This is a genomic window from Salicola sp. AFF1 (assembly GCF_056783195.1).
The window spans coordinates 17,688-39,190 of sequence record NZ_JBXAYL010000025.1 but is presented as its reverse complement, the minus strand read 5'-3'; the positions used below and the strand labels follow the sequence as shown (position 1 = coordinate 39,190).

22 protein-coding genes are annotated in these 21,503 nt (G+C 60.6%); 17 read left to right on the top strand and 5 right to left on the bottom strand.

What is annotated here, in order from left to right:
- Positions 1–375 (top strand): IS66 family transposase (locus tag AC1RQI_RS14125; protein WP_481905294.1); only part of this gene is annotated, 375 nt, incomplete at its 5' end.
- Between the two features lie 66 nt (positions 376–441).
- Here the strand turns inward: AC1RQI_RS14125 and AC1RQI_RS14120 are convergent.
- Together AC1RQI_RS14120 and AC1RQI_RS14115 are read right to left on the bottom strand one after the other, a co-directional pair.
- Positions 442–1,122, bottom strand: a complete 681-nt coding sequence (locus AC1RQI_RS14120) for a TSCPD domain-containing protein (RefSeq protein WP_481905293.1) — start codon at positions 1,120–1,122, stop codon at positions 442–444.
- A gap of 30 nt (positions 1,123–1,152) precedes the next feature.
- Positions 1,153–4,416 (bottom strand): LAGLIDADG family homing endonuclease, encoded by a 3,264-nt coding sequence (locus AC1RQI_RS14115; RefSeq protein WP_481905292.1) that lies wholly within the window; start codon positions 4,414–4,416, stop codon positions 1,153–1,155.
- Between the two features lie 436 nt (positions 4,417–4,852).
- Between AC1RQI_RS14115 and AC1RQI_RS14110 the strand changes: the two genes are divergently transcribed.
- The gene (locus tag AC1RQI_RS14110) at positions 4,853–5,398 is read left to right on the top strand and encodes a hypothetical protein (RefSeq protein ID WP_481905291.1); all 546 of its coding nucleotides are present in this window, start codon (positions 4,853–4,855) and stop codon (positions 5,396–5,398) included.
- Positions 5,395–5,943, top strand: a complete 549-nt coding sequence (locus AC1RQI_RS14105) for a methylated-DNA--[protein]-cysteine S-methyltransferase (RefSeq protein WP_481905290.1) — start codon at positions 5,395–5,397, stop codon at positions 5,941–5,943. The genes AC1RQI_RS14110 and AC1RQI_RS14105 overlap by 4 nt, the downstream gene beginning before the upstream one ends.
- A 4-nt stretch (positions 5,944–5,947) precedes the next feature.
- On the opposite strand, the gene AC1RQI_RS14100 is transcribed toward AC1RQI_RS14105, so the two are convergent.
- Entirely contained in the window at positions 5,948–6,322 is a 375-nt protein-coding gene (locus AC1RQI_RS14100) for a hypothetical protein (protein WP_481905289.1), read from the bottom strand.
- A gap of 215 nt (positions 6,323–6,537) precedes the next feature.
- On the opposite strand from AC1RQI_RS14100, the gene AC1RQI_RS14095 reads away from it, so the two are divergent.
- The 3 genes from AC1RQI_RS14095 (at position 6,538) to AC1RQI_RS14085 (ending at position 8,857) form a co-directional block, all read left to right on the top strand.
- Entirely contained in the window at positions 6,538–6,825 is a 288-nt protein-coding gene (locus AC1RQI_RS14095; RefSeq protein WP_416634738.1) for a PilZ domain-containing protein, read from the top strand.
- Positions 6,826–6,911: 86 nt separating this feature from the next.
- Positions 6,912–7,403, top strand: a complete 492-nt coding sequence (locus tag AC1RQI_RS14090) for a hypothetical protein (RefSeq protein WP_481905288.1) — start codon at positions 6,912–6,914, stop codon at positions 7,401–7,403.
- 140 nt (positions 7,404–7,543) lie between these two features.
- Positions 7,544–8,857: a cyclic di-GMP phosphodiesterase gene (locus tag AC1RQI_RS14085; protein ID WP_481905287.1), complete on the top strand. Its 1,314-nt coding sequence runs from the start codon at positions 7,544–7,546 to the stop codon at positions 8,855–8,857.
- Here the strand turns inward: AC1RQI_RS14085 and AC1RQI_RS14080 are convergent.
- Positions 8,850–10,016: a hypothetical protein gene (locus AC1RQI_RS14080; protein ID WP_481905286.1), complete on the bottom strand. Its 1,167-nt coding sequence runs from the start codon at positions 10,014–10,016 to the stop codon at positions 8,850–8,852. The genes AC1RQI_RS14085 and AC1RQI_RS14080 overlap by 8 nt on opposite strands.
- A gap of 302 nt (positions 10,017–10,318) precedes the next feature.
- On the opposite strand from AC1RQI_RS14080, the gene AC1RQI_RS14075 reads away from it, so the two are divergent.
- From AC1RQI_RS14075 to queF, 3 genes are read left to right on the top strand one after another with little or no spacing between them, the layout of a single operon-like run.
- Positions 10,319–11,263, top strand: a complete 945-nt coding sequence (locus AC1RQI_RS14075; RefSeq protein ID WP_481905285.1) for an ABC transporter ATP-binding protein — start codon at positions 10,319–10,321, stop codon at positions 11,261–11,263.
- Positions 11,260–12,033, top strand: coding sequence for an ABC transporter permease (locus AC1RQI_RS14070; protein ID WP_481905284.1), 774 nt, complete (start codon positions 11,260–11,262; stop codon positions 12,031–12,033). Before AC1RQI_RS14075 ends, AC1RQI_RS14070 begins: the two co-directional genes overlap by 4 nt.
- Positions 12,034–12,042: 9 nt before the next feature.
- Positions 12,043–12,861: an NADPH-dependent 7-cyano-7-deazaguanine reductase QueF gene (gene queF, locus AC1RQI_RS14065; protein WP_481905283.1), complete on the top strand. Its 819-nt coding sequence runs from the start codon at positions 12,043–12,045 to the stop codon at positions 12,859–12,861.
- Positions 12,862–12,864: 3 nt separating this feature from the next.
- Here queF and AC1RQI_RS14060 read toward each other — a convergent pair whose 3' ends face one another.
- On the bottom strand, positions 12,865–14,271 hold the full coding sequence (locus AC1RQI_RS14060) for an adenylate/guanylate cyclase domain-containing protein (RefSeq protein WP_481905282.1): 1,407 nt from the start codon (positions 14,269–14,271) through the stop codon (positions 12,865–12,867).
- 223 nt (positions 14,272–14,494) lie between these two features.
- On the opposite strand from AC1RQI_RS14060, the gene flgB reads away from it, so the two are divergent.
- The 8 genes from flgB (at position 14,495) to AC1RQI_RS14020 (ending at position 21,501) form a co-directional block, all read left to right on the top strand.
- Positions 14,495–14,899: a flagellar basal body rod protein FlgB gene (gene flgB, locus AC1RQI_RS14055; protein ID WP_481905281.1), complete on the top strand. Its 405-nt coding sequence runs from the start codon at positions 14,495–14,497 to the stop codon at positions 14,897–14,899.
- Positions 14,900–14,902: 3 nt separating this feature from the next.
- Positions 14,903–15,361, top strand: coding sequence for a flagellar basal body rod protein FlgC (gene flgC / locus AC1RQI_RS14050; RefSeq protein ID WP_481905280.1), 459 nt, complete (start codon positions 14,903–14,905; stop codon positions 15,359–15,361).
- Positions 15,362–15,382: 21 nt separating this feature from the next.
- Positions 15,383–16,069: a flagellar hook assembly protein FlgD gene (locus AC1RQI_RS14045; RefSeq protein ID WP_481905279.1), complete on the top strand. Its 687-nt coding sequence runs from the start codon at positions 15,383–15,385 to the stop codon at positions 16,067–16,069.
- A gap of 25 nt (positions 16,070–16,094) precedes the next feature.
- On the top strand, positions 16,095–18,005 hold the full coding sequence (locus AC1RQI_RS14040) for a flagellar hook protein FlgE (RefSeq protein ID WP_481905278.1): 1,911 nt from the start codon (positions 16,095–16,097) through the stop codon (positions 18,003–18,005).
- Positions 18,006–18,044: 39 nt separating this feature from the next.
- Complete coding sequence (locus tag AC1RQI_RS14035) at positions 18,045–18,797, top strand: flagellar basal body rod protein FlgF (protein WP_481905277.1); 753 nt, start codon at positions 18,045–18,047, stop codon at positions 18,795–18,797.
- A gap of 85 nt (positions 18,798–18,882) precedes the next feature.
- The gene (flgG, locus tag AC1RQI_RS14030; protein WP_416634726.1) at positions 18,883–19,668 is read left to right on the top strand and encodes a flagellar basal-body rod protein FlgG; all 786 of its coding nucleotides are present in this window, start codon (positions 18,883–18,885) and stop codon (positions 19,666–19,668) included.
- 28 nt (positions 19,669–19,696) lie between these two features.
- The gene (gene flgH / locus AC1RQI_RS14025; protein WP_481905276.1) at positions 19,697–20,383 is read left to right on the top strand and encodes a flagellar basal body L-ring protein FlgH; all 687 of its coding nucleotides are present in this window, start codon (positions 19,697–19,699) and stop codon (positions 20,381–20,383) included.
- A 23-nt stretch (positions 20,384–20,406) separates the two neighbouring features.
- Positions 20,407–21,501, top strand: coding sequence for a flagellar basal body P-ring protein FlgI (locus AC1RQI_RS14020; RefSeq protein WP_481905275.1), 1,095 nt, complete (start codon positions 20,407–20,409; stop codon positions 21,499–21,501).
- The last annotated feature ends 2 nt before the right edge of the window (positions 21,502–21,503 follow it).

The following is a 21,503-nucleotide window of genomic DNA, read 5'->3' as shown; positions in this document are numbered from 1 at the left end:
CTGGACGACAACGCCGGCAAGGTCGCGAAGGGCTCACTGACCCGCAAGGCCATGGACTACGCCCTGAACCAGTGGGACACTCTGGTCGGTTACTGCGAGCGCGGGGATCTGCAGATCAGCAACGCCCTGGCGGAAAACGCCATCCGCCCGTTTGCGCTCGGACGCAAGGCTTGGCTGTTCGCAGACACCCGGCAAGGCGCCAACGCCAGTGCAGCCTGCTACTCGCTGATCGAGACGGCGAAGGCGAACGATCTGGAGCCGTCGGCCTACATCCATCACATCCTCAAACATATCGGCGAGGCGGATACCGTCGAGAAGCTGGAAGCGTTGCTGCCCTGGAATACGGGCCTGGAGCCGGCTCCGAAAAAGAGCTGATTGCTGGTTCTGGGGCAAGTGGGTCGTTTTGCGGGCGCTTACACCGCAGGGGGTTGTTTCATCAACTCAGCCGCACTTGCTCTCGCCACAGGCAAGGCAGGTTTCGCACCCGTCCATCACCACCATGGCCTTGGTGTGGCATTTGCCGCACACGGTGGCGTTGGGTGGGTAGCTGCCCTCGGCGTTGGTGGCGGGCTCGCCGTTGGTCTCGTAGGCGGCCTTTTTCTCGGCGATCATGCGCTGGGTGAGCTCATTCATTTCCTCGCTTTCGATCAGCCCGATGGCCTTCATGTGCTTTTCGATCACGTAGCCAATCTCGGCCACCAGCGAGGGCATGAAGACGCCCCCTTTCTTGAAGTAGCCGCCGCTGGGGTCGTGCACGGAGCGCAGCTCTTCCACCAGGAAGGTTACGTCGCCGCCCTTGCGGAACACGGCGGAGAGCACGCGGGTGAGGGCGATCACCCACTGGAAGTGCTCCATGTTCTTGGAGTTGATGAACACCTCGTAGGGGCGCCGGGTTTCGTGGTCCGTGCCCTCGTTGAGGATGATGTCGTTGATGGTGATGTACATCGCGTGGTCATCAATCGGCGGCTTGATCTTGTAGGTGGTGCCCAGCAGGAACTCGGGCCGCTCAATGTGTTCGTTCATCACCAACGGCTGGTCGTCGGCCGTGGTTTCCTCGCTGGCGGCGTTCTCTTCCTTGAGAACGCGCTGGTCGACGATTTTCTTCTCGATTCGGATGGTCATTTTCTTGGGTCTCCGTAGTCTGGATTCGGTTCAGTACTTGCCGTAAGTGCCTTCCTTGAGGGCATCGAACAGGTTGGCGGCGTTGTGGATCTCGCCGTCGTATTCGATCTCCTCGTCACCACTGACCTGGACGGTACTGCCGTCTTCCAGCGTGAACTCGTATTGGGTGCCTTCAAGGTCCTTCTGCTTCACCAGCACGCCCTGGAAGGCTTCGGGGTTGAACCGGAAGGTGGTGCAGCCCTTCAGGCCCTGGTCGTAGGCGTACATGTAGATGTCCTTGAAGTCCTCGTAGGGGAACTCCGTGGGCACGTTGGCGGTCTTGGAGATGGAGGAGTCCACCCACTTCTGGGCCGCGCCCTGGATGTCCACGTGCTGCTTCGGGCTTACATCATCCGCAACGGTGAAGTAGCTCGGCAGCTGTTCGTCCGGGTTGTTGGAGTTGGGCATGGCGCTGGGGTTCACCAGTTCGCGGTAGGCGAGCAGTTCGAAGGAGAACACGTCGACCTTCTCTTTCGACTTGCGCCCCTCGCGGATGACGTTGCGCGAGTAGTGGTGCGAGAAGCTGGGCTCGATGCCATTACTGGCGTTGTTGGCCAGCGACAGCGAGATGGTACCCGTGGGCGCAATGGAGGTGTGGTGCGTGAAGCGCGCCCCTTTCTCGGCGATCTGCTGGATGATTTCCGGTTCGACCTCGCCGATCTGTTGCATGTAACGGCTGTAGCGCGCGTGCAGGATGCGCCCGGGCACCTTGTCGCCGGCGCTGTAGCCGTCGTCGCGCATTTCGGGGCGCAGTGCCAGCATTTCCTCGGTCACCTCGAACTCGTCGTCCATGATCGGCGCCGGGCCCTTTTCCTCGGCCAGCTTAACGGATTCGCGCCAGCCTTCCAGAGCCATTTCCTTGCTGACCTCTTCAGTGAAGGCTACGGAGTCCGCCGAGCCATAGGGCATGCGCAGCATCGCCAGGGTAGAGCCCAGGCCCAGGATGCCCATGCCGTGGCGGCGCTTGTATTCGATCTCGTGGCGCTGCTTGTCCAGCGGCAAGCCGTTGATCTCAACCACGTTGTCCAGCATGCGGGTGAAGATGCCCACCACCTTGCGGAACTTGTCGTAGTTGAAGCGTGCCTTCTCGGTGAAGGGGAATTCCACGAAGCGGGTCAGGTTGATGGAACCCAGCAGGCAGGAGCCGTAGGGCGGCAGAGGCTGCTCGCCACAGTTGTGAGCGTGGATGCCGTTGGCATCGAACGCGTTGATGCCCGGGACCTGAACGTCATAGACGGGCTGGGTGCCGGCCTTTTCCACAGCGGTCACGCGGGCCACGAAGCGTTCGCGGTTGAGCTTGCGCTGGTAGCCTTCAAGGCTGTTGTTCAGGCGTGCCTGTTTGTCCGTGTCCACAAAGCCGATCTGGTCCGCGAAGCGGCTGAGGTTCTCACCGGTGATGACCAGCTCGTGCTGCGGCTGGATGGCGTATTCGCTCTGGCCGCCCTTGCCGTCGGGCAGGGCGGTTTCAGTGGCGGCCCGGCGGTCACGGTAGATGGTGGAGGCGATGCCCAGGCGCAGAAGCATGCGCTGGGCAGCCTGGAGGCGATCCATGTCGGACTGGGCCAGGCGTACGCTCACCCCCTTGGCCTGGCTGCCCTGAACGGAGCCGTCCGCGTCGAAGAAGCCGCGCAGGAAGCCGCGATAGGCGGCGGCGGAGCTTTTTTCGATCTCGGGCGTGATGGCTTTGTTCCCCGGCGTCATGCCGGCGTCCGAGGCAAGCTGCTTCAGGGCGGCGGTGGCCAGGCGGTATTCGTTGCGGCCACTCACGGCTTGCCAGCCGCTGAAGTCGCCGCGGTGGGGCAGGGTGCGCACGGCGTCCTCGGCGGCGTCCATCATGGCGTCTACGCCCGAGGCAGTGGGGCCGCCATTGGCTGCCATGGCCGGCTTCCATGCCGAGAGAACGGCCTTGTCGTCCTTCAGCGTGCCGTCACCAACCAGCAGGCCGAGGAGGTAGCCTTCCTGTTCCGTGCGTTCGCCTTCCCAGTCGGCCATCTCCCGGTGGTCGTTGAGCAGGACGCGGTCGCCCTGGGTCAGTTCACCGGCGGCACACCATTCGGTTTCGGTACGGTAACGGGTGAAGGCGCTGACGCGGCGCACGCGGTGGTCGCTGGTCAGTTGCAGTTCATAGCCTTCCGCCGTTTTCAGGGTGACGGTTTCCTTGTCGGCGGTGTGGAAGAAGCCTTCCGCGCCACTTTCGTGGGGTTGGCCGTCAACCATGGCGGTAAAGGGCTTGCCGATCAGTTCACTGACCTGGCGCGGGCCTTCGCTGGTCTGGACCCAGGTGTCGGCGGTCACGCACGGGTTGGTGGCGCGGATGTTCTCGCAGAACCAGTTGTTGTTCATCCGGTTGACCTTGTCGATCAGGATGAAGCCGGGTTCGGCGTAGTCGTAGGTGGAGGACATGATCTTGTCCCAGATCGCGCGCGCTTTGAGCGTGCGATAGATGCGGCAGGCAACCTTGCCCTTGCCGTCGGTCACGTAACCTTCCTTGACCGGGAAGTCACGGTACACGAACTGCTCCGGATCGTTCAGGTCCAGGCCTTCCTTCTCCACTTCCTCGCTGGAGACGGGGAAGGAGAGCTTCCAGTCCGAGTCGTTCTTCACGGCTTCAATGAAGTCCTCGGTGATCAGAAGCGAGAGGTTGAACTGGCGCAGGCGGGCGTCTTCGCGCTTGGCTTCGATGAAGTCGATGATGTCCGGGTGGTGCACATCAAAGGTGGCCATCTGCGCGCCACGGCGCCCGCCGGCGGAGGAGACGGTGAAGCACATGCGGTCGAAGATGTCCATGAACGACAGCGGCCCGGAGGTGGTCGCGCCGGCGCCCGCCACATAGGCGCCCTTGGGCCGCAGGGTGGAGAACTCATAACCGATGCCGCAGCCGGCCTTCAGCGTCAGCCCGGCTTCGTGGTTTTTCACCAGGATGTCGTCCATGGAGTCATAGACGGTGCCGGAGACGGTGCAGTTGATGGTGGAGGTTGCCGGCTTGTGCGCTTCCGCCCCTGCGTTGGAGGTGATGCGGCCGGCCGGGATGGCGCCGTTGCGCAGCGCCCAGAGAAAATCCTCAAGTACGGCCTTGCGCTTCTTGGCGGTCTCCACGGAGGCCAGGGACTCCGCGACGCGCTTGTAGGTGTCCTCGATCTCGCGGTCGACGGGTTCGCCGGCTTTGGTCTTGAGCTGGTACTTGCTGGACCAGATGTCGACCGAGGTTTCCTGGAACGGAATGTTGTTGGTGAGATCCTGTGTTTTGGCGTTCATGTTGTGGCGATGTCCCCGTTGGTTCTCCAATACCGGTTGCGCAATGCAACCACCATATATTGTGTTTGGTTTCTGATCAGGCTGAGCCCGGCAAACGGGCGGGCTGGCAGCTGTTTCCGGCTGAGGGGCTCAATGGAAAGGCAGGCTGGGGCGCTCCCTTTGGCCTGTTGACATGGCGTGTCATTTTTGATTGAGACCCAATATGTCGGCTTTTTTGTGTTGTTGATGTCTGTATATTGTGGTTTGGTCCCTTTTGCTGTCAAGTAAAGGGAAGTGCGGATACAGGCGCCTGGGCAATGGATGGCGCCAGTGGCGGGGTGTGAGAGCGCAGGGGTCTGGGGAGCCGGGATCCTGGCGTGCGATCTACTAGATCTAGTACCGGGTGAAGAGGCCGGGACAATGGGTTATCCTGCGGTTTTCGGAAATGGATGCCGCCATGCGGATGAAAGTGGTGTTGTTGCCCTTGGTTTTTGTGGTGCTGCTGGCAACCGGCTGTACCACCGTGGATCCAACCATGGAGCAGCAGGCTGGGCCGGAGCCGGTAACCGACGACCGACCGCTGCCGAGCTGGAATCGGTTGATGGAGGCGACGCTGCCGGTGGTGAAGGCGGAGCTGGCAGCGGAGGGGGAGCGGTTCCGCCCTCGGGCATTTGTGTTGTCCCGGCGGGGAGGCGTTCGGGGCGTGCATATTGATCCGGCTTCCGGCGCGGATGATGCCGAGCGGATTGAGCTGATCTTCCAGAGCCTGGAAGCCATTCTCAGGGGGGATGATGTTGTGGCTCTGGTGGTTTACGCCACGGGTGAGGGGCAGTTGCTCAATACCGAGCACCGTAGCGATATGGTGGTGGCGCATCTTGAGCATTTTTCCGGCCGGGCCCTGCTCCGGCGGTTCAGCTATGAGCGGGACGGCGACTCCGTGACCTTCGGGGCCGAGGATGTGGATCGCACCAACACGCTGATCATGGGAGAGGGCGATCAATGAACGTCATTTGGCTGCAGCACCCGGAGCCGGTGGGCGAGCTGGGGTATGCCGAGTGTGAGTCGCCCTGGGGGCGCCTGTGGTCCCTGTGGCACGAGGACGCACTGGCCCGGCTTGCTTTTGTGGACACGCCCGCTGAGCGCGAGAAGCGGTTCAGCCGGGCGGCACGGTTCTGGGGCTGTGAGCTGCAACCCCTCGCGGACACAGATCCTCGGGTCAGGGCGCTCGCCGCCATTGTCAGTGCCTGGCCAGACCTGGCTACGGCGTCAATGCCGACCCTGGAAATGGTGGGGTCAGCCTTTCAGCAGCGGGTCTGGCGCCACCTGTTACGGCTTGATGCCGGGCAATGCCTGAGCTATGGGGAGGTGGCCCGACACATCGGCCAGCCGGGTGCGGCCCGGGCGGTGGGCGCGGCGGTGGCGGCCAATCCGGTGCCGGTCCTGGTGCCATGCCACCGGGTGCTGCCGGTGGCTGGTGGCACCGGTCACTACGGTGGCGGCGCGCAACGCAAGCGGTGGTTGCTGAGCAGTGAGGGCGTAACCCTGTGAGGCGTTACGAATCGCTGTCCGGGGGCAGGCGGTAGCTCATTCGTTTGGCGATGCCCCGGAACGCACGCAGCAGCAGGTAGATGAACGCCAGCAGCAGAACGAAAGCGGCCAGCGCCAGCCCACCCTGGCGCATCAGCTCGCCGGAGCTGCCTTCCGATATCACGATCTGCAATGCCCGGAAACCATGCTCCTGGAGCAGGTAGACGGTAATGGCGCCGCCCAGAACGGCGGAAGCGATCTGGCTGAAGATGATCAGCAGGGAGGGGATCGTCGCCGTATGGCCGCAGTGACCGCATTGATAGCGATCAGTATATTCGGGTTCCTCTTCGCTGTGGATCGGATCCATCAGCCCCTGTCGGCAGTTGGTGCAAACGAGCATGCGGCTTGGTCCCTGGCTTCGTGCGTTCGTGCCTGACTGTATAGGGGGTGTGCTCGCCAGCACAACCCTGGGTTGGCTGCGCCGGTTTTGCTGGGTGAGCTGCCCCGGTAAAGTGGCCGTTGCGCTCAGTTTTTCGCCATCATAGCCGTTTGGGCTGCACGAATCATTGAAGGTGCTATGATTGCGGCGGGTAGGATGTAGGGTAGAAGGCCAAGATGCCCAAGCAGCGACGCCACACACGGACTAATATGAGTGCGCGCATAATGGTGCGCCACGGGGAGATCGGTGAGATTGTGCTCACCATGCGGGATCTGTCCGATAGTGGCATTTTTGTCCTGGTGAATAACGAGCCGTTTCCCGGCGTTGGCAGCGAGGTGGAAGTCCAGGTCCAGGGGCTGCCGGTGCCGGCGCCAGTGCGGCGGATGCGGGTCGTGCGGGAATCGGAGGAGGGCTACGGTCTGACCTTTGTGGATACGGAAACCGAACAGGGAGACGCGCATTGAGATCTGTCCCAGTAGCTGTGGTAGTGGCTTTGTTGGTGGCTTTGCAGCTTGCAGGCTGCGCTTCCCATCAGACGCATTATTCCGCGATGACCGCCAATAATTCCGCTGGGGAAGAGCGGCGTGTGCTGCTGACCTGGAAAACCTCCCGTTATCCCTCCTGGCACTGGGGCCGTGACAGGGCAACACCCATTACTGTGCGGACCCAGTGCAGTGAACGCCAATGGAAGCTGCGCGACCCGACCATGGACAAGGCCTGTGCGCCGGATGCGATTGCCGGCTGTGGTGACCCCCGGCTGGATGCGACCGCCAGTGGTGAGCCGGTGAAGGAAGGCCGGGTGTGCATGAAGGTGACCGATGGCGACGGCAGCAAGCGTATTCTGGAACTGGACGACCGGGTCAAGCTGCGGGTCAGCTGCTCACCGCGCCAGACGAATGTGGATATGGGGGATAAGGTGGTAAACGTGGATTATCTGCGTCCTTCGTCGGTCCCCTATACCTTCCGGGTAACCACCGCGCCTACCGGCAGCCTTACTCAGCGCCCTCCCAAGCTTGATGATCATGTCTGTGAAGACAAGTGACCCCTTCCCGCCGCAAAATTTTGTAACATTTCGCCGCACTTGGTAAACGTTTCCGCGAACCAGCACGTTGCGTCCTTGGCTAATTTTGAAATAATGCAAAACACAGGGAAGAAGCCACTAAGCGGTTGAAGGTGAGAGCCATGGGTGTACAGCGATGTAAGATACCCGTACAGGAACTGGAAGTTGGCATGTTTGTGGCCGATCTGGATCGGCCGTGGCATGAGACACCGTTTCCGATTCAAGGCTTCTACCTCCGGAACCAGAGGGAGCTGGATCAGGTGAGCTGGTACTGCCGTTATGTGCACGTGGATGTGCCTGAAAAGCGCGGCAGTGTGGCCAGAAGTTCGACCCCTGGCCTGGGAGGGGGAGGCGCAGCTCCGCACAGGGACAGTGACAAGATCCTGAAGCTTCCCGCCGTCAAGATCCGCAATCCCCATCACTACACGACAACACGCCCGTTGCGTAAGGAAATCCGGGATGTCCAGCCGGTTCTGGGCAAGCTGGAAAAGGCTCTGGATCGGGGACGTGAAACCCTCTCCAACGCCGAAAGCCAGGTTGATGTGGAGGCGGTATCCACCGTTGCCCGGACCATGGCGGAAAGTGTGGCGCGTAATCCGGATGCGCTGCTGTGGCTGAGCCGGGTCCAGAGCCGGGATGACTACGCCTACCGCCATTCGCTGAATATCAGCATCTGGGCATTGCTGCTGGGGCGCCAGTTGGGGCTGGACCCGGATGTGTTGCACAAGCTGGCACTGGGGGCGCTGCTGTCCCAGATCGGCAAGGCGCGGCTGCCGGAGGGCATGCAGGTCCCAGAGACTGAGCTGACGAGTGAGCAGTGGCAGACCTACTGCCACTATCCCGAGACTGGTGCCCGAATTGCTGCGGAATCCGGCTTGCCCCGGGTTGTGGTGAATGTGATCCGGTACCATCGGGAGCGCCATAACGGCAGTGGATTTCCGCAGGGGGTCAACGGCGAGTACATTCCGCTATTGGCAAAGCTCGTTGGGCTGGTGGCGTACTACGAGGGATTGATTGAGCCGCGCGACAAGTCCTGTCAGCTGACGCCCGCGCAAGCCGTTTCCCGGCTCTTTGAGTGCCGGAACAGCCAGTTTCAGGAAGATCTGGTGGAGCAGTTCATCCAGGCCGTAGGCGTTTATCCCACCGGCACGGTTGTTGAGCTTGCTAGCAGTGAGGTCGGTGTCGTGGTCTCACATACACCCAAGCGGCGCCTCTGGCCCAGCGTCATGGTATTGACCGATGCCGACAAACAACCGCTCAAGCAGGGCCACATAGTGGATCTGGCCAAGCAGAACGAGGAGATGGCCGAACCCGATGCCCGTATTGTGGATTGCAAGCCTTACGGGTATGGCGGAATTGATCCCTCCCAGTACGAGGTAACCGGTGCGACCACCCGTTCCTCAAAACGCTGGAGCCTCAAGGCTCTGTTCAGTTGACTTCCACCAGCAGGTTCTTGCGGAACCAGCGGTAGTTGTCGAACGCCGGGTAATCCACCTTGAAGTTCACAATGATGGTGCCGCTCTCCGTGGGCCGGCTGGTGTTGCGGTAGAATTCCACCGTGCCTTCCTGCCGGTTGATGCTGTGGATCGCCCAGCCGGTACCCGCGGCTCTTGCATCCAGGCTTTTCAGTGTGAAGTCCGATGAGCCGGTGCGCTTGATCGCTACCTTCCTGAGCTGGCCGTCAGAGGGGCCGATGGTCAGGGTTTCCGGATCCAGGTGGAAAGGGGATTCCAGGTTGCTCTTGAAATCCAGTGTCGTTGCTTTGAGAAAACTGGTGGCTTCGTCCGCCGAGGCGTCCTCAAGGGTTTTGCGTGCGTTCAGGATCTCGTCGCGCTCATCATCAAGTTCTTCCTGACGCTCGCCTGTTGCTTCCTCGATTTCACTGTTCGTAGGCGGTGCCTCGCAGAGTTCATCCCCTTCGGGCGCAAAGCAGATGCTGTCGAGCATCAGGTTTGCTGGTGAGGTAAGATCTTCTGGCAGGTCGCCATTATCCTTGCGTGTTTGGTTTCCGATGGTGTCAGGCTTTGCGAAGGCTGCCAGGGAGGCGCTGAAATCAATAGGGGGACCGTTGTTGTCGGCCAGGTAGTCGTTGATCTGGTCGATGGTGCGCTGGTTAATAGTGAGGGTTTCGTCGGCGTCTGGGTTCTCCTGCTCGGCCAGAACCGTCAGCAGGCGCGTCACGTTGATGGCAATGCGGTTGTTCTCGGCCAGGGTCGTCTCGATTGTGAGGTGGGTTTCAAGCCCTTCTGCGCCGGTACCCCCATTGTGCAGTTTCTGGCGGGCCTCAGCGGTGAAATCGATGGGAGTCAGAACGGGCGCGGCGGGCACCTCCTCTGCCAGAACAAGGTTCCCAACCCGGAACGTCAGCGTCTCACCGGGGAGATAGTGGAATTCGCCGTCTTCATTGGTGGTTCCGGACTGGCTGCGCGTTTCATAATGAATATTTTCGATGCCCGCATTGAAGAGCGTCCCCGTGCGCAGATCGCCATTGCCGTTGCCGTCACTGCCATTACAGCCGGCCAGCGCCAGCAGGCTCAGCGCCGTGAGCGAAATCTGTGCCTTCCATCCTGCGTAACGCGGGGTCTGCTGGGTCATTGGTCCTCTCTGGGCTCTGGTGCCTTGGTTCCAGCATTGTAGGAACCCACAGCGGACTCTGATCTGACACAGGTCGCAGATTGGGCAGAGCGTTGACAGGGCTTTGCATCAGGCTCGAACGGTAGCGCTGCGCTACGGTTGCGAGCGCTCCCATCCGTTCCGTACTGTCGTTGTCTTCAAGATTGGCGGCCTGGGGAGGGGGTCTTTCCAGGTTATGTCCAAAAAGCGCAGATGCGGTTAGCCCCTTGCATTGCGATGCATGACCCCCATAATCGGCGTCGTTCCCTCGATAAGAGATTCCTATGAGCTACGCACTGGATATTCAGGGCCTGCGCAAGACGTTCCCCGGCGGTCTTGAGGCCTTGAAAGGCATTGATCTACAGGTGGAATCCGGCGATTTCTTTGCGCTTCTGGGGCCCAACGGGGCAGGCAAGTCCACCACTCTGGGCGTGCTGGCGTCACTGGTGCGGAAGACGGGGGGCCAGGTGCGCGTGTTCGACGCCGATCTGGACACCGATCCCGCGCGACTCAAGACCTGGCTTGGTTTCGTGCCCCAGGAATTCAACTTCAACCAGTTTGAGAAGGTGGGCGACATCGTGCGCACCCAGGCGGGCTATTACGGCATGGCACCGGGCCGCGCCGCACGCAACGCCGAGCACTACCTTCGTGAACTGGGGCTATGGGATAAGCGGGATTCGCCGGCCCGGATGCTGTCCGGTGGCATGAAGCGGCGGCTGCTGATTGCCCGGGCCCTGGTGCATGAACCCCGGGTATTGATCCTGGACGAACCCACGGCGGGCGTGGACATTGAATTGCGGCGTTCCATGTGGGGCTTTCTGGAGCGGATCAACCGCGAGGGAGTCACCATCATCCTGACCACGCATTATCTGGAGGAGGCGGAAGCGCTGTGTCGCAACATTGCCATCATTGATGGCGGCCGCATCCTTCAGAACACCTCCAAGCAGGCACTGCTGCAGCAGCTGAGCATGGAGCACTTCATCCTGGATATCCGCAATGACCCAGGCACGGTGCCGCCACTTGAGGGCTACGAGTGCTTCCGCAATGATGAGGGCGCGCTGGTGGTGGAGGTTGAGCGCGATGATGGGCTGAATGACGTGTTTCGACAGCTTGGCGACCTGGGCTGGGAGGTTACCAGCATGCGCAACCGCTCCAACCGGCTGGAGGAACTGTTCATGAGTCTGGTTGGGCGAGCACTGCCGGACTCCGAAGAGGAGGCAAGCGCATGAGCCCTTACCAGATCTGGATTGCATTCCTGACCATTGTGGTGCGCGAGGTCCGGCGTTTTACCCGCATCTGGCCGCAGACTCTGCTGCCGCCGGCCGTAACCATGACGCTGTATTTCGTGATCTTTGGCAACCTCATCGGTAACCGGATCGGGCCCATGGAAGGCTACGATTACATGGAGTTCATCGTGCCGGGGCTGATCATGATGGCGGTGATTACCAGCTCTTATGCCAATGTGGTCTCGTCGTTCTTCAGCATGAAGTTCCAGCGCAGTATTGAGGAGCTGCTGGTTTCGCCGACGCCCAACTGGGTGATACTGACCGGCTATCTCGCCGGGGGCATGGCCCGCGGGTTGATCGTGGGCTTTGTGGTGATGCTGGTGTCATTGGCGTTCACATCACTGGACTTTTACAGCCCGGTACTGGTGGTATCCACGGCACTGCTCACATCGTTGGTGTTTTCGTTGGGCGGGTTCATCAATGCCATGTTCGCGACCAAATTTGATGATATCTCGATTGTGCCCACCTTCGTGTTGACGCCGCTGACTTACCTTGGCGGCGTCTTCTATTCCATAAACCTGCTGGATCCGCTCTGGCAGACCCTGTCCATGGCCAACCCCATCCTCTATATGGTGAACGCCTTCCGTTATGGGGTGCTGGGGGCGTCGGATGTTGGGCCAGTCTGGGCCATTGCGATGCTAATGGTGTTCTCGGTGGTACTGTTCACGGTAAGCCTGCGCCTGCTCAACCAGGGCAAAGGCATCCGCAGTTGAGGAGGTGGTATGGAATTGGATGACGCGCCCCTGGGCCAGTCCAGCGGCTATCCGCAGCGGTATGACCCGGGGCTGTTGTATCCGGTTCCACGGTCGGAAACCCGGCAGGTCCTGGGTCTGAGTGATGACTGGCCCTGGTTGGGTGAGGATCGCTGGCAGGCCTGGGAGCTGAGCTGGTTGCGGCGGGATGGTGTACCACGGGTCGCCACGGCTGAATTCCGGGTCCCGGCGCACTCGCCGAACCTGATCGAGTCCAAGTCGCTCAAGCTGTACCTGAATTCGCTGAACGCCATGACTTTCTCGGAGTCAGAGTCCGTGCGCGCGACCCTTGAGCGGGATCTGTCCGAAGTGGCGGGAGCCGGCGTTTCCGTGGCGCTGGGGGACGTGGACGCGGAGGCTGGGCTCATGGCGCGTCCGGAAGGGGCACATCTCATTGACGATGTGGAAGGCGTGATCATGCCCGAGCATGAGCCCCTGGCGTCGTTGCGCTCGAGGGATGGCGATGTGGTGACCGAGACGCTGTGCAGTCACCTTTTGCGCAGCCTCTGCCCGGTAACGGGGCAACCGGATTGGGCCACGCTCGTGGTCCATTACACAGGTGCGCGCATCCAGCCGGAGGCGCTGTTGGGCTACATCATCAGCTACCGGCATGCGCAGGACTTCCATGAGGCTTGTGTGGAGCGGATCTTTACGGATCTGAAAAAGATCCTGACGCCGCAACGGCTGAGTGTGGGGGCCTTTTATACGCGCCGGGGTGGGCTCGATATCAATCCCTGGCGTTCCACTCATCAGGGCGATGCCCCGGCGCCCAGGCTGTTGCGCCAGTAGGGGTTATTCGTCGCGCAGGCGCCGGGCCGCCCGGTCCAGCGCCTGGATGATGTGGTCGCGCTCGCGCTCGTTGACCTTCTCGGAATCCAGGTACATTGCGAACCCGTCCCCTTCGTGTTCCAGAAAGCTCTGCTGGTCGCCCAGGTCCTGGCGCAGGTCGATGACCTGGTAGATGGGCACTGGGCGCGTGAAGCCCTTCACGGTGATTTCGCCCTTGTCCCGACACAGGATCTGGTCCTTGATCAGAGAGAAGGTTTCGTAGGAGACCAGGATCTCGCCCGGGTCCGCCAGCTCCTCCAGGCGGCTGGCCAGGTTCACTTCCTTGCCGATAATGGTGTAGTCCATCCGGTTATCCGCCCCGAAGTTGCCCACAGTGCAAAAGCCGGTACTGATGCCCATGCGGATTTCCAGGGGGGTACGGATGCCCTGGCTCTTCCACTTCTGGCGCAGCACCGTCATGTGCTTGCGCATCTCAATGGCCATGGAAACGCAGGCGAGGGTGTCTTTGCGCGGGCCCTGGCTGGTGGGGTCGCCAAAAAAGATCATGATGCTGTCGCCCACGAACTTGTCGATGGTGCCGCCGTAGCGCAGCGCGATCTGGGACATCTCCGTGAAGTAGGTGTTGAGCAGGTCCGTCAGGCCCTCGGGCTCCATCTCCTCGGACAGTTCCGTGAAGCCCCGGATATCCGAAAAGAACACCGCCAGCTTCTTGCGCTGTGTTTCCAGCTGTACATCCCGTTCGCCGGTGAAGATGGATTGCCAGACCTGGGGAGAAAGGTATTTGGCCAGCTTGTGCGAGAGTGTGATGGATTGTTCGCGCTGGTACTGGATCTGGGACTTGGCCGCCACCAGGGCGCGGGCCTGTAGGTAGGTGTAGAACGCCATAACGCAGACGTAGAACGCGGTTACAACACAGCTGACCACGTTCAGCGTTGGCGGTGCGTAGGGCTCGAAATGGGTTCCGGCCAGTGGCAGCGCGGCCGCCAAACCCACGGCCAGCGCAATCGTGTTCAGGCTCCAGGCCCTGAGCCCCCCAACGATAATGCCGCTGAAGCTGATCATTAACAGCAGCATGAGAGAAGGAATGATCGTGAAGTGGATTAAAGCCACCAATGAGCCGATCAGGAAACTGTCGAGGAGAAGGATGCGTTCCCGGACCAGTGGCGTGCGCCTGGGGAAAACCCAACGGGAGATGAAATACAGCAGGTGCGGCCACAGCAGCGACAGAGGGACGAGCCAGAGCAGGTAGGCATCAAAATGGTCGAGGGATACCCCTGTTGCAAGAATCAACGCGCCCGCCATATAGGCGAGGACCCGCGCATGATAATCCGGCATTGGCGGTATGGCGCTGGGCTTGTGCTTGGGGTCCATGGTCGTAAGACCCGATGGCATCAGGGGTACGTTCATCATCGTTCAGCGACTGCGTCCATGTTAGCAAACGGTACCAGCAAACCCGGGGACTCACAATTGACCCCTGAGCCCGGGCTGGCGGCACTGGCACAGGTTTGCCGCTCAGGCGTCTGAGCTGTTGCCGTAACGGCGTTAGTGCCTGAATACAAAGGAGTGTAGCAGTTTGGCACTGCGATTGCTTCTTACCGGAAAAGCCCGATTACCCGGCAAAAAGGGGCCAGTCATGACCACGATCAGCTTTGACAACGCATTTGGCGTTCACGATGACGCGCTTCGCCTGCGCTCCCAGCGCTCCGAGGTGCTGGCCAACAATCTCGCCAATGCCGACACGCCCGGCTATAAGGCCCGCGATTTCGACTTCCAGGCCGCCTTGCAGGACGCGCAGGGCCAGCAGGAAGGGATGGCCATGACGGTCTCGGATCCTGGGCATATGGGGGGTGCGGGCACTGGTGGCGGCAACCCGGAACTGATGTACCGCAATCCCAGCCAGCCGTCCATTGATGGCAACACCGTGGAGACCCAGACGGAGATTTCCGAGTATATGCGCAACTCCATGGAATTCCAGGCCAGCTTCCAGTTCCTGAACGGCAGTGTTAAAGGGCTCAAGAACGCAATCTCGGGGCAATAAATCATGTCACTTAATCAGGTTTTTGATATTGCGGGTTCGGCTATGTCGGCCCAGTCGATCCGGTTGAATACCACCTCCAGCAACCTGGCGAACGCGGAAACCGCCAGTTCGAGCACCGAGGAGGTGTATCGTGCTCGCAAACCCGTGTTCTCGGCGATCCAGGCTGATGCCATGGGGCCGGATGCGGGTGTGAGTGATGCGGGATTCTCGAGTGACCAGAGAGCGTCGGCCGGGGTGCGGGTGGATGGCATCGTGGAGAGCGATGTGGAGCTGGAGCAGCGTTACCAGCCGGATCATCCCAAAGCGGATGACAACGGTTACGTGTACTACCCGAATGTCAACGTGGTGGAAGAGATGGCGGATATGAAGTCGGCCTCGCGCTCTTTCCAGACCAATGTTGAGGTCATGAACACGGCCAAGAGCATGATGCAGCGTGTCATGACGCTGGGTCAGGGCCAGTAAGCGGGAACGGGGGTAACGACGATGGACGGCGTTAACAGTTCAGGCAGCTCGGCGTCCGAGATCCTCAAGGGGTATCGGAACCAGAATGAGAAGAGCGAGGGCGGCAACAAAGCCTCTGACATGGGCCGCAATGAGTTCATGGATCTCATGATGGCCCAGATGCAGAACCAGAACCCGCTGGATCCGCAGAAGAACGAAGATTTCGTGGCCCAGCTGGCCCAGTTCTCCTCGCTGGAGGAGATGCAGAGCCTCAACACCTCCGTGGAGGACGCCATGGGGCAGTTCCGTTCCACCCAGGCGTTGCAGGCTTCCGCCATGGTCGGGCAGTCGGTTCTGGTTGAGGGCAATACCGCCAACCTTGGTCCTGAGGGAGAGGTGAAGGGCGCGGTTGAGTTGCCTTCAGCAACATCGAATCTGCGCATTTCCGTCTATAACCAGTCCGGTGAACTGGTCCGCCAGATGGATAAGGGCCAGCAGGGCAGTGGCACGGTGGATTTCAGCTGGGATGGTGAGAACAGCGAGGGTGAGCTGATGGAGCCAGGTGAGTACCGGGTCAAGGCGGAAGCCCAATACGAGGGGGAAACGCAGGAGCTGGCCACCCAACTCAATGCGAACGTCGACAGCGTTTCCCTTGAGAACGGGGGTGTGACGCTGAACCTGGCCGGGCGCGGCTCGGTCTCTCTCGATCAGGTCAAACAGATCAACTGATAAACGGTAGTGGGCGAGGTTTTACATGGCGTTCAACATTGCACTCAGCGGACTCAATGCGGCCCAGACGGACCTGGACGTGAAAGGCAACAACATCGCCAACGCCAGCACCACGGGGTTCAAGCGTTCGCGCACGGAATTTGGGGATCTCTACTCCGCCGGACTGCTGAATCTCGGCAGTACCGATACGGGGGAGGGGGTCCGCGTCCAGAATACCCGCCAGCTCTTCCAGCAGGGTAACGTGACCGCGACCAGTAACGGACTGGACATGGCCATTAACGGCGAGGGCTTCTTCGTGGTCAAGGACGGAGGAGATCGTCAGTTCACCCGCGCTGGTGAATTCGGTGTTGATCAGAACGGATTCATCACCAATAACCAGGGCGCCCGGGTTCAGGGGTTCCAGCCAACGGATGAGGGGACAGTGGGCGATGTCCGTGATGACCTTAAAGTTAATACGGAGAACCTTGAGCCTAAGCGTACGACCGGGGTTGAAGCGAATCTGAATTTGGACGCCCGGGAAGGGGTGCTTGAGGAACGGTTTAACTCCTTCCAGTCCGAAGGCGACGCGACGGGACAGGTTATCGATACCTCTAATCCTACCGCTCCCAACGTCGAGGAAGGGTTGCCAGAAGAAACGTGGACAATAGAGCTTCCCGGTGGCGAAACGGAAACGGTGGAGACGGACGCTGGTCCTGCATCCAATGTCGCTGCCCAGCTCAGCCAGCAAGAAGGGCTTAGTGTTTCGGGGAGAACGGAAGCGACTCTAACCGGACTTACTGCCAATGATGACGATCAAATAACGGTTAACGGAGCGACCTACGATATTTCGGGCTCCGAAACGATTGAAACCCTGGCCCAGAAGATCAACAGCAATGCACCGCAAGGCATTACGGTTCAGCTGAATGACGCGGGTGACGAGCTGACATTGGTGGAAGAACAGGGCAGTAACATCAATGTTGGAGTGAGCGGTGGTAATGGTTCAACCATCGATGTTGGCGGGCAAACGGCAAATGATGGCACAACTCAGACGGCGGTTGGTGTTCTCGACTTCAATGTTGATGAAGGGTACGAAATAACCGATGTCAACAACGGAAACATCATTACGAACAATGAGAGCCGGGAGGAGGTGGTTCGTAACGAGTTCAATCCGGGTGATCCGAGAACCTATAACCATTCAACGTCCTCCACGGTCTACGACAGCCTGGGTAACGCGCATGAGCTTACACAGTATTTCGTGAAAGAGTCCGGCGCGAACAGCTGGAGTATGTACGCCCAGATTGATGGTCAGAACGTCGGTCCCCCCGACCCGGTAACCGGTGATCCAACCTTGGCCCGTTACGACCTGCAGTTTGATAATAGTGGTTCTCTGGATGAGGCCGCCTCGGATGAGGTGTTGATCGAGAACTGGCAGCCCGTGGATGAGAACGGCGATCCCAACGGTGCCGCTGGACCCAACCCTGGGGGCGAGACGCCCATCCCTGAGCCACCTCAGAGCTCGAACTTTGTGATTGATTACACCAACACCACTCAGGTGGGCGCGGAGTTCGCGATCAACGATCTGCAACAGGATGGCTTTGCCACGGGGCGTTTGACCGGGTTGGACGTAACCGACGACGGGGTGATCCAGGCCCGCTTCAGTAACGGGGAGTCTGAAGCCCTCGGCCAGGTAGCGTTGGCCAATTTCCGGAATAATGAGGGACTGGCACCGGTGGGCGATACTGCCTGGGTTGAGACCTTTGAATCCGGGGATGCGGTTGTCAGCCGGCCCAACACGGGGCCGCTGGGGAGCATTCAGTCCAGTTCCATTGAGGAATCCAACGTTGACCTGTCCGAGCAGCTGGTCGGCCTGATTACCGCGCAGCGGAACTTCCAGGCCAACTCCAAGACCATCGAAACCTCGGACCAGATCACCCAGACCATCATCAACCTGCGGTAAGACCGCGGATTGACGGCTGAATGAGCACAGGAGGGGGCCATGGACCGTTCGCTTTATATTGCCATGACCGGGGCCAAGCAGAACATGTACGCCCAGCAGGTCAACGCCAACAACCTGGCGAACGCGGATACCACCGGGTTCAAGCAGGACTTCGCCAATGCCCGCAGTATGCCGGTATTCGGGGAGGGCCGTCCCTCCCGCGCGTATGCCATGACGGAGAACCCCGGGGCGGATCTTGGGCACGGGCCCATGAAGGAAACCGGTCGCGAACTGGATGTGGCCATCAAGGGCGATGGTTGGTTGGCGGTTGAACCGGAGGCCGGGGATGAGGCCTTCACCCGTGCCGGTGACCTCCAGATCGGAGCCAATGGCATCATGCGCAACGGCGAGGGCATGCCGGTGCTTGGCAACGGTGGTCCGATTGCGGTGCCGCCCGCCGACAAGGTGGAGATCGGCGTGGATGGAACCGTTTCCGTTGTCCCCGCGGGCGCGCCGAGTGACCAGCTGGTGCAGGTGGATCGCCTTAAGCTGGTGAACCCGCCGGCGGAAGACATCCAGAAAAGTGACGACGGCCTGTTCCGGCTCAAACCGGAAGCGGAACAGGGTGGCCCGGTGGCGCCGGACGGCGATGTGCGCGTGGCGAGTGGCTTTCTGGAGGGCTCCAATGTTTCCGCCGTGGAATCCATGATCCAGAACCTGGAGCTGTCCCGCCAGTACGAGATGCAGGTTAAGGCCATGAAGACCGCTGACCAGAACAGCCAGAGCGTGGCACGGCTATTGCAAGACCTCTGATGGAAACGTCATGGGTGACGGCAAAGCGGCAAACCGATGCCGCTGCCCATAAGGCCTGTCACCCACGTGATCGGAGGAATGAAGCATGCATCCAGCACTTTGGGTCAGTAAAACCGGGCTTGCCGCCCAGGACAAACAACTGTCCACCATCTCCAACAACCTGGCCAATGTGAACACCAACGGGTTCAAGCGGGACAGGGCCAACTTTCAGGACCTTCTCTATCAGACAGAGCGCCAGCCAGGCGGCCTGTCCTCCCAGAACCGGGAGCTGCCTTCCGGCCTGCAACTGGGTACCGGTGTTCGGGTGGTAGCCACCACCAAGGAGCACACCCAGGGCGATATGAAAGTCACCGAGCAGTCGCTGGATATGGCCATTGATGGCAAGGGCTTCTTCCAGGTCCAGACGCCTGAGGGGGACGTTGCCTATACCCGCAATGGGGAGTTCCAGCTCAACTCGGAAGGCACGATCGTCACGCCCAATGGTAATCCCCTGCAGCCGAATATCAATGTTCCAGAGAATGCTACCCAGATCACCGTGGGGCGTGACGGAACCGTGAGCGCGAAGATTGCCAATGAGCCGGATCCTCAGCAGCTGGGCCAGATTGATCTGGCAACCTTTGTGAATCCTCAGGGGCTGGAAGCCGTGGGCAGTAACCTTTATCGGGAAACCGCAGCCAGTGGCGACCCATTGATCGGTGAAGCCGGCATTGATGGAACCGGGACGATTGAACAGGGGATGTTGGAAGGCTCCAACGTGGAGGTGGTCGAGGAAATGGTGAACATGATCACCACCCAGAGGGCCTATGAGATGAACTCCAAGGTGGTGTCCTCCTCGGACCAGATGCTCCAGTTCATCACCCAGAACCTGTAACGCCGCCACAGGCGGAAGGGGAACCGTTATGACCACCGCATCCATCATGCTCAGACAGATTGTGCTTGTGGTGCTGGTCGTGGTGCTGGCGGGCTGCCAGGCCATGACGCGGGAACGGGCCCAGCCCGGGGATCCGGCGTTCGCGCCCGTTGAACCCGAGCAGATGATGGCGGATGAACCGGTCAACGGGTCCATCTACCAGAACTCGCGGAACTATAACCTGTTCAGTGACAGCAAGGCGCTGAACGTGGGGGATGTGGTGACGGTGCAGCTGCAGGAAAGCACCTCAGCCTCCAAGAGCAGCAATACCAATATCACGAAGGACAGTGAGACCGGTCTGGAGGCGCCTTCGGTGCTCGGCCAGGAAGGGCTGGGAATCGGCACCGACGTCAGCCAGGACCGGGAATTCGATGGGGCCGCCCAGGCCGACCAGAGCAATCAGCTGAGCGGCAGCATTACCGTCACCGTGGTCGAGGTGATGCCCAATGGAGTACTCAGGGTGCGGGGAGAAAAATGGCTGAAGCTGAGCCAGGGCAAGGAATACGTGCGGGTGTCAGGGCTTATCCGCCAACAGGATATTGGGGCTGATAACCGCGTAAGCTCGCGCCGGATTGCCGACGCGCGGATCTCCTATGGAGGGACCGGGGACTTTGACCAGTCCAACCGCATGGGATGGCTGACGCGCTTTTTCAACAGTGAATGGTGGCCGCTTTGAATCGTTGTGCAGGAGGTGGCGTCATGTGGAACCGGATGGCAGTACTGCTGGTGATGGCCCTTATGGTGGCCGTACCTGTGCAGGCGGACCGGCTTAAGGATCTGGCCTCGGTGGCCGGTGTGCGTGATAACCAGCTCGTTGGGTACGGCCTTGTGGTGGGTCTGGATGGCAGTGGTGACGGCGCGCCCTTCACCAACCAGACGCTGCGCAACCTGATGGACCAGTTTGGTATCTCCATTCCGGCCGGTGTGGATCCGGGCGCCGACAATGTGGCGGCGGTAACAGTGACCGCAGAACTCAAGCCCTTCGCCAGCCCCGGCCAGGAGATTGACGTAACGGTGTCCTCGATTGGTGATGCGGGTAGCCTGCGCGGCGGTACCCTGCTGATGACGCCGCTGCAGGGGGCGGACGGTAAGACGTATGCCATGGCCCAGGGCAGCCTGGTGGTTGGCGGTTTCGGGGCTGAAGGCCAGGACGGGTCGTCGATTTCAGTGAATATTCCCAGCGTGGGGCGCATTCCCCAGGGCGCCACTGTGGAGCGTGAAGTGCCAACCGCTTTCACGGAAGGGGATACCATCACCCTGAACCTCCGCAATCCGGATTTCACAACGGCACGGCGTGTGGTGGAGGCCGTGAACGATCGGCTGGGCCCGGAAACAGCCTACGCGGAGAATGCCTCCTCCGTCCGCGTAAGGGCCCCGCGCGATGCCTCCCAGAGGGTGAGTTTTCTCTCCATCATCGAGAACATCAAGGTCACGCCCGCGGAAGAGTCCGCCAAAGTGGTGATCAACTCGCGCACTGGCACCATTGTGGTGGGTGAGAACGTCAAGGTCAGCCCGGCGGCTGTGACACACGGCAACCTCAGCGTAACCATTACCGAGAATCCCGAGGCAGCGGCTCCGGCGCTCTTTGGCGATGGCGATCCAGCCGTGATCCCCCAGACCGATGTGGCCATCGAGCAGGAGGAGGCCCGGATGTTCGAGTTCGGGCCTGCGGTTACGCTCAACGAGATCGTGCAGTCGGTGAACCAGGTGGGCGCGGCACCGGGTGATGTCATGGCCGTGCTGGAAGCGCTCAAGCAGGCTGGCGCTCTGCGGGCGGAACTGATCGTTATCTGAGG

What these genes read in the sequence shown, in the direction of transcription:
- AC1RQI_RS14090 (WP_481905288.1), top strand. Translation starts at nt 6,912, where the DNA reads ATGACCGCCAATAATTCCGCTGGGGAAGAGCGGCGTGTGCTGCTGACC.
- AC1RQI_RS14110 (WP_481905291.1), top strand. Translation starts at nt 4,853, where the DNA reads ATGCGGATGAAAGTGGTGTTGTTGCCCTTGGTTTTTGTGGTGCTGCTG.
- AC1RQI_RS14115 (WP_481905292.1), bottom strand. Translation starts at nt 4,416, where the DNA reads ATGAACGCCAAAACACAGGATCTCACCAACAACATTCCGTTCCAGGAA.
- AC1RQI_RS14040 (WP_481905278.1), top strand. Translation starts at nt 16,095, where the DNA reads ATGGCGTTCAACATTGCACTCAGCGGACTCAATGCGGCCCAGACGGAC.
- AC1RQI_RS14095 (WP_416634738.1), top strand. Translation starts at nt 6,538, where the DNA reads ATGCCCAAGCAGCGACGCCACACACGGACTAATATGAGTGCGCGCATA.
- AC1RQI_RS14100 (WP_481905289.1), bottom strand. Translation starts at nt 6,322, where the DNA reads ATGCTCGTTTGCACCAACTGCCGACAGGGGCTGATGGATCCGATCCAC.
- flgB (WP_481905281.1), top strand. Translation starts at nt 14,495, where the DNA reads ATGACCACGATCAGCTTTGACAACGCATTTGGCGTTCACGATGACGCG.
- AC1RQI_RS14035 (WP_481905277.1), top strand. Translation starts at nt 18,045, where the DNA reads ATGGACCGTTCGCTTTATATTGCCATGACCGGGGCCAAGCAGAACATG.
- AC1RQI_RS14080 (WP_481905286.1), bottom strand. Translation starts at nt 10,016, where the DNA reads ATGACCCAGCAGACCCCGCGTTACGCAGGATGGAAGGCACAGATTTCG.
- AC1RQI_RS14070 (WP_481905284.1), top strand. Translation starts at nt 11,260, where the DNA reads ATGAGCCCTTACCAGATCTGGATTGCATTCCTGACCATTGTGGTGCGC.
- queF (WP_481905283.1), top strand. Translation starts at nt 12,043, where the DNA reads ATGGAATTGGATGACGCGCCCCTGGGCCAGTCCAGCGGCTATCCGCAG.
- AC1RQI_RS14085 (WP_481905287.1), top strand. Translation starts at nt 7,544, where the DNA reads ATGGGTGTACAGCGATGTAAGATACCCGTACAGGAACTGGAAGTTGGC.
- AC1RQI_RS14060 (WP_481905282.1), bottom strand. Translation starts at nt 14,271, where the DNA reads ATGATGAACGTACCCCTGATGCCATCGGGTCTTACGACCATGGACCCC.
- AC1RQI_RS14120 (WP_481905293.1), bottom strand. Translation starts at nt 1,122, where the DNA reads ATGACCATCCGAATCGAGAAGAAAATCGTCGACCAGCGCGTTCTCAAG.
- AC1RQI_RS14020 (WP_481905275.1), top strand. Translation starts at nt 20,407, where the DNA reads ATGTGGAACCGGATGGCAGTACTGCTGGTGATGGCCCTTATGGTGGCC.
- AC1RQI_RS14105 (WP_481905290.1), top strand. Translation starts at nt 5,395, where the DNA reads ATGAACGTCATTTGGCTGCAGCACCCGGAGCCGGTGGGCGAGCTGGGG.
- AC1RQI_RS14045 (WP_481905279.1), top strand. Translation starts at nt 15,383, where the DNA reads ATGGACGGCGTTAACAGTTCAGGCAGCTCGGCGTCCGAGATCCTCAAG.
- flgC (WP_481905280.1), top strand. Translation starts at nt 14,903, where the DNA reads ATGTCACTTAATCAGGTTTTTGATATTGCGGGTTCGGCTATGTCGGCC.
- flgG (WP_416634726.1), top strand. Translation starts at nt 18,883, where the DNA reads ATGCATCCAGCACTTTGGGTCAGTAAAACCGGGCTTGCCGCCCAGGAC.
- flgH (WP_481905276.1), top strand. Translation starts at nt 19,697, where the DNA reads ATGACCACCGCATCCATCATGCTCAGACAGATTGTGCTTGTGGTGCTG.
- AC1RQI_RS14075 (WP_481905285.1), top strand. Translation starts at nt 10,319, where the DNA reads ATGAGCTACGCACTGGATATTCAGGGCCTGCGCAAGACGTTCCCCGGC.